The organism is Klebsiella sp. SWET4, from assembly GCF_024296565.1.
GTDB lineage: Bacteria > Pseudomonadota > Gammaproteobacteria > Enterobacterales > Enterobacteriaceae > Klebsiella > Klebsiella variicola.
In genome coordinates this window covers 1-5185 of record NZ_JANCOB010000027.1, presented here as the reverse complement: position 1 = coordinate 5185, position 5185 = coordinate 1, and the positions used below count along the sequence as shown (strand labels likewise).

Sequence of the window (5185 nt, the reverse complement as noted above, 5' to 3'; positions counted from 1 at the left end):
GGAACTGTTTCGGGTAAAGCTCGCGAGACATCGGCCAGAGACGACTGCCGGTACCGCCAGCCATAATTACAGGAAGTAACATAATGAAATCCTTAAATAAATAATTGCTTTATTTTACTATCAATCAATCGACCGTCAGGTGGCGTAGCCTTTTTGAGGCACGCTACCGCCATTGGCTGTCGCAACCAAAATGCGTACTGCTCCCGTGCTCCAGGCTAAGCGCCACCCTCTTTCGCTTCAGGCTGTCGGCAGATCGTTCAGTCAGCGGCTACAATGACAGCCTGGCGGAACGCGTGTCCTGAAAACCTAAAAGCAGAGATATACCTTCAGGCATATCTCTGCTTTTAACATGCATCTTCCCTCACCTGGCCGCCAAACGCACCACACTTTCCGCATTTGCCGCCGGGTTAACCATCAGGACTTTCTCATTTACGCAGGGCAAAACACATGCCCTTACCGCCACCGAAAAAAGCGCAACGGGCGCCCAGCCGATGCTGGCAACCGTCAGAAAGGAGCGTTTACGACGTGGGGAAAGATAAGAAGAGACATCGCCTTCGCCGCCAGGGAGACCACGCGCATTCAGGCTTGATGGCCCTGTGCACACAACAACGGCGCTATGTTCCGATAGGTGGGATAAACGACTCATGCCTCTACACTGCACATTCCACAAAGAAAATCGTGCGCAGATTATAGCGCTGGTCGGCGGGAATAAAAATAAAAAAGCCTACTGATTAATGGATTACTCAAATGACACACATCATAAACATTCATTAAACAAGCAAAAAAAGAGCAATTTGTTGATATCCATGAAGAAAAGAAAGCCATCATTGCGCACTTTTAGCCCGTTTGATAAATAAACCGGGCACAAAAAATATAACTTTAAACAAACTTATGCCGGGCTCAATGGGTATTTGTTGCCTTTGTGTTTAGCCACAAATCGCTAAACCGCTGACAAGTCACAAGGTTATTATTCGGATGCTAACAGTCAAATGAGAAACGTTGTTATTTATCGCCTTTTGCCACGGTTATTTTGCCAGAAAAAACGTCCTTCACCTCACGTCTGGCGGAGATGACGCGGCAAAGCAAGTGATCCCAACCGCAAGCCAGTGTAAAATCGGCACTTATGTAGAACGGACTGAACACTCTTGCTCTTAGGGGCTGACAAACTGATACACCTACATAATCTCATCGCCACGAGATGCCGACCACTATTTGCATACTGCATCCTTTGGCTACAACTCACTGGTTGAGATGATGGACTTTAAATCCTCTCGAGAAGAAGCTCTCGGATCGAAGCAAAGAAGAATAAGATGCCCATCTAGTCGCGTGATGTGCTGGATGCCAGGATAGATCCCTATCGCTGTTTGGAACAATGAAGTTTGAGCCGCAAACTTCCGTGAAGGAAAGCGTGAAGAACTTCGTGGAACGGCCTAGGAAATCTAACCCACTGCCCTGCCACAACCGTCAGGTTGCGGCAACTTCTTTTATGTAAAGCCCGTCATCCTGATGATATGTTGACTGAATGCACATTCATTGTTTTATATATAATATTTTGTGCTAAAGACAGAATTTTTGCCTTTTTTCTCGCCCGCCTGAAACCAGTTTCATCCAGCCTTTTTCAAAAAAGCAAATATCCGCGCGCCAGGCACTCAAACTTTTCTGGCATCCATCCCAATTTGGTGAGTGGAAACAGCATTATATGCTGATTGAGGAAAAACATTACTCTCTGTAGGAATTTTCCTAAATCCAGGATATGTTAGAGCAAGCCATGCAATAGTACAAAACTGGTGCATTGCTTATCAAGCTAATAATTCAATCAACATAAGCCCTGTGGTAGATATTATGCAAAACCTATTTTTCTTAGTGGTGGCTGCCATACTACTTGCTGTTTCCGTTTATTTCTTGATTTCTTATTTAAAAGACAGAAAGAAAACGAAACTGACGTTTAATAAACGCAAGTGGTAAGGACCGCTCTGTATTGCAATTAGATTAAGATAACATTAAGAGATAAAAAAATGATATTACAGAATGACCGTTCATTCTGCGTTTTGGCATGGCATTAAGGCAAGAAAAAATAGTGTTAATCGCACCCTGTTCATCAAATTTCTTATAGGGCATAAATAACAAAAGCCTGCGTTGCAGGCTTTGTTTTACCTCCCGGCGCTTATCTCCGGCATCTACATCACAGTGACGGTAGCTCTTCACAAGGTAAGTTTAACTTATCGGACCTGTTTTCAACCCGCAACGGCTTTTGAACAGGATCGTAATGTCCATCACAATTTATTGAGGTTAATCTGAATGTGCGAGAAATACGCGTAGTGAGGGATATAGCGGGGGAGAGAAAGAAGAACACTGGCGGCAGGGAACCGCCAGGGTCAGACAGGCACAACTAATCGTTACCAAACAGATCGCGGGTGTATACCTTGTCCGCAACATCCACCCGCTTTTCCGCCATACGGTAATGATACATCCGCTACTTGCTGCCGGTATGAGGGAGGCGCGAAAACGTTTCTATCCCCCCCCTTCCAATAAACTAGTTATATTGATAGTACTCTTTATACCAATCTACAAAGTTTTTAACACCTTGCTGTACTGGCGTTTCCGGTTTAAAACCAATAGTTTTATAGAGAGCTTGTGTCTCGGCACTGGTATTCAACACATCACCCGGCTGGATAGGCATCATATTCTTCTTCGCTTCCAATCCCAATGCCTGCTCCAATGCATTGATATAATCCATCAGTTCCACCGGTGAGCTGTTACCAATGTTGTAGACCCGATATGGCGCGGAGCTGGTAGCCGGAGAGCCTTCCTCGACTGTCCATTCAGGATCAGGCTGAGGGATTAAATCCTGGATACGAACAATAGCTTCGACAATATCATCTATATAGGTAAAATCACGCTTCATTTTACCATAGTTATAAACATCAATGCTTTTCCCTTCCAGCATCGCTTTCGTGAATTTGAATAACGCCATGTCCGGACGGCCCCAGGGACCATAGACCGTAAAGAAGCGCAGTCCTGTCGTCGGGATGCTGTACAGATGGGAATAAGTATGTGCCATCAGCTCATTAGCTTTTTTTGTGGCAGCATACAACGAAACGGGGTGGTCGACTGAATCATCTGTTGAGAATGGCATTTTACGGTTTAGACCGTAGACAGAACTGGATGAAGCATATAATAGATGTTGCACTTTATTATGACGGCAACCTTCCAAAATATTCAGGTAGCCCGTTAAATTGGAATCTGCGTAAGCATATGGATTTTCGAGAGAATAACGTACACCCGCTTGAGCCGCAAGATGGATAACACGTTCAAACTGCTCCGTTTCGAAAAGTTTAGCCATACCATCACGGTCAGCGAGATCTAACTTATAAAAAGTAAAAGAGGGAGATTCTAATTGTTCAAGACGAGATTCTTTTAACTTTACATCATAATAATCATTAATGTTATCAATCCCAACAACTTGATGCCCATCATTCAAAAGGCGTTTGCTGACATGAAACCCAATAAAACCAGCCGCACCAGTGACTAAAAATTTCATATTTAAACTCCTGAGAAATACTCGATTGGCAGCATTGATGTTTTACAAACTTAGTTTATATCACCAGAAAAAATCACTAATCGTAAATAACTAACTGGATAACCATTTCCACAAGTTAATTAACATCAATGAAATCCAATTTCATATAAAATTTGGCTGGATATACTCTCATCCAGCCAAAGGTTATAAATCCTAATCATTACCAAACAGATCGCGGGTGTAAACCTTGTCCGCCACATCCGCCAGCTCTTCCGCCATACGGTTAGAGATGATCACATCCGCCTCTTGTTTGAAGGCATCCAGGTCGCGCACGACGCGTGAGTTGAAGAACTCATCTTCCTGCATCACAGGTTCATAGATAATGACCGGGATACCTTTCGCCTTGATGCGCTTCATGATGCCCTGGATAGAAGAGGCGCGGAAATTGTCCGAACCACTCTTCATGATCAGGCGATATACACCCACCACTTTCGGCTTACGAGCGAGGATGGAATCAGAAATAAAGTCCTTACGGGTACGGTTGGCATCCACAATAGCGGCAATAATATTGTTCGGGACCGATTCGTAGTTCGCCAGCAACTGCTTGGTATCTTTCGGCAGGCAGTAGCCGCCATAGCCAAAGGACGGGTTGTTATAGTGGTTGCCGATACGCGGATCCAGGCATACCCCTTCGATAATCTGCTTGCTGTTCAGCCCCTGGCTTTCAGCATAGCTGTCGAGCTCGTTGAAATAGGCAACACGCAGCGCCAGATAGGTGTTCGCGAACAGTTTGATCGCTTCCGCTTCAGTGGAGTCGGTAAACAGGGTCGGGATATCCTGCTTGATCGCGCCTTCTTTCAGCAGGTCTGCGAAACGTTCGGCACGCGCAGAGCGCTCACCAATGACAATGCGCGATGGGTGCAGGTTGTCGTACAGCGCACGTCCTTCACGCAGGAACTCAGGAGAGAAAATAACATTGTCAATTCCTAAACGTTCTTTGATGTCGCGGGTGAACCCCACAGGGATGGTCGATTTAATGATCATCACCGCGTTCGGGTTGATCTCTGTAACATCGCGAATAACCGCTTCCACCGTAGAGGTGTTGAAGTAGTTGGTTTTGGGATCGTAATCGGTCGGCGTCGCAATGATCACGTAGTCGGCATTACGATAGGCGTCGTGCTTGTCCGTGGTGGCACGGAAATTTAACGGTTTTTCTGCCAGATATTCCTGAATCTCTTTATCCACAATCGGAGAGATCTTCTGGTTAAGCATATCCACTTTGGCCTGTACGATATCCAGAGCAACCACTTCGTGGTTTTGCGCAATCAGGACACCGTTCGATAAACCAACATAACCTGTACCGGAAATAGTAATTTTCATGAGATTACACTTTAATCAGTTAACTGGATAATGGCGGATAGCCACGAAATTAAATAATACTGTGCGCGGTTTTACGCTTTGACCAGTGGGATGTCAAGAATAAGCCATAAGGTCAATAATACGATTAAAATCTGACCCTATGGCTTCCATTATGGATAATGCATTACTTGAGAAGAGCTAAAATCTCTTCGGTTTTTGCATTCATTAACGCAGTATCCGCTCTGGACTCCACGTTCAGACGCACCACCGGCTCGGTATTGGACGTGCGCAGGTTAAAGCGCCACT

General features: G+C 45.1%; 4 protein-coding genes and 1 pseudogene. 1 reads left to right on the top strand and 4 read right to left on the bottom strand.

Annotation, left to right across the window (positions count from 1 at the left end; all coding sequences use genetic code 11):
• On the bottom strand, window positions 1–82 hold an 82-nt coding region (locus NKJ21_RS27185; protein ID WP_142245726.1), incomplete at its 3' end, for a sugar phosphate nucleotidyltransferase.
• Between the two features lie 1760 nt (window positions 83–1842).
• On the opposite strand from NKJ21_RS27185, the gene NKJ21_RS27180 reads away from it, so the two are divergent.
• Window positions 1843–1965, top strand: coding sequence for a small membrane protein (locus NKJ21_RS27180; protein ID WP_143887341.1), 123 nt, complete (start codon window positions 1843–1845; stop codon window positions 1963–1965).
• A 568-nt stretch (window positions 1966–2533) separates the two neighbouring features.
• Here the strand turns inward: NKJ21_RS27180 and NKJ21_RS27175 are convergent.
• The 3 genes and pseudogenes from NKJ21_RS27175 to NKJ21_RS27165 all read right to left on the bottom strand — a co-directional run.
• The gene (locus NKJ21_RS27175) at window positions 2534–3541 is read right to left on the bottom strand and encodes an NAD-dependent epimerase (RefSeq protein WP_254733381.1); all 1008 of its coding nucleotides are present in this window, start codon (window positions 3539–3541) and stop codon (window positions 2534–2536) included.
• Window positions 3542–3733: 192 nt separating this feature from the next.
• Complete coding sequence (gene ugd / locus NKJ21_RS27170) at window positions 3734–4900, bottom strand: UDP-glucose 6-dehydrogenase (protein ID WP_031589093.1); 1167 nt, start codon at window positions 4898–4900, stop codon at window positions 3734–3736.
• 163 nt (window positions 4901–5063) lie between these two features.
• Window positions 5064–5185 (bottom strand): annotated as a pseudogene (locus tag NKJ21_RS27165) (phosphomannomutase); the annotation flags it as partial.

Excerpts from the sequence above, each read along its gene's own strand:
- NKJ21_RS27180 (WP_143887341.1), top strand. The coding sequence starts at position 1,843 with ATGCAAAACCTATTTTTCTTAGTGGTGGCTGCCATACTACTTGCTGTT.
- NKJ21_RS27175 (WP_254733381.1), bottom strand. The coding sequence starts at position 3,541 with ATGAAATTTTTAGTCACTGGTGCGGCTGGTTTTATTGGGTTTCATGTC.
- ugd (WP_031589093.1), bottom strand. The coding sequence starts at position 4,900 with ATGAAAATTACTATTTCCGGTACAGGTTATGTTGGTTTATCGAACGGT.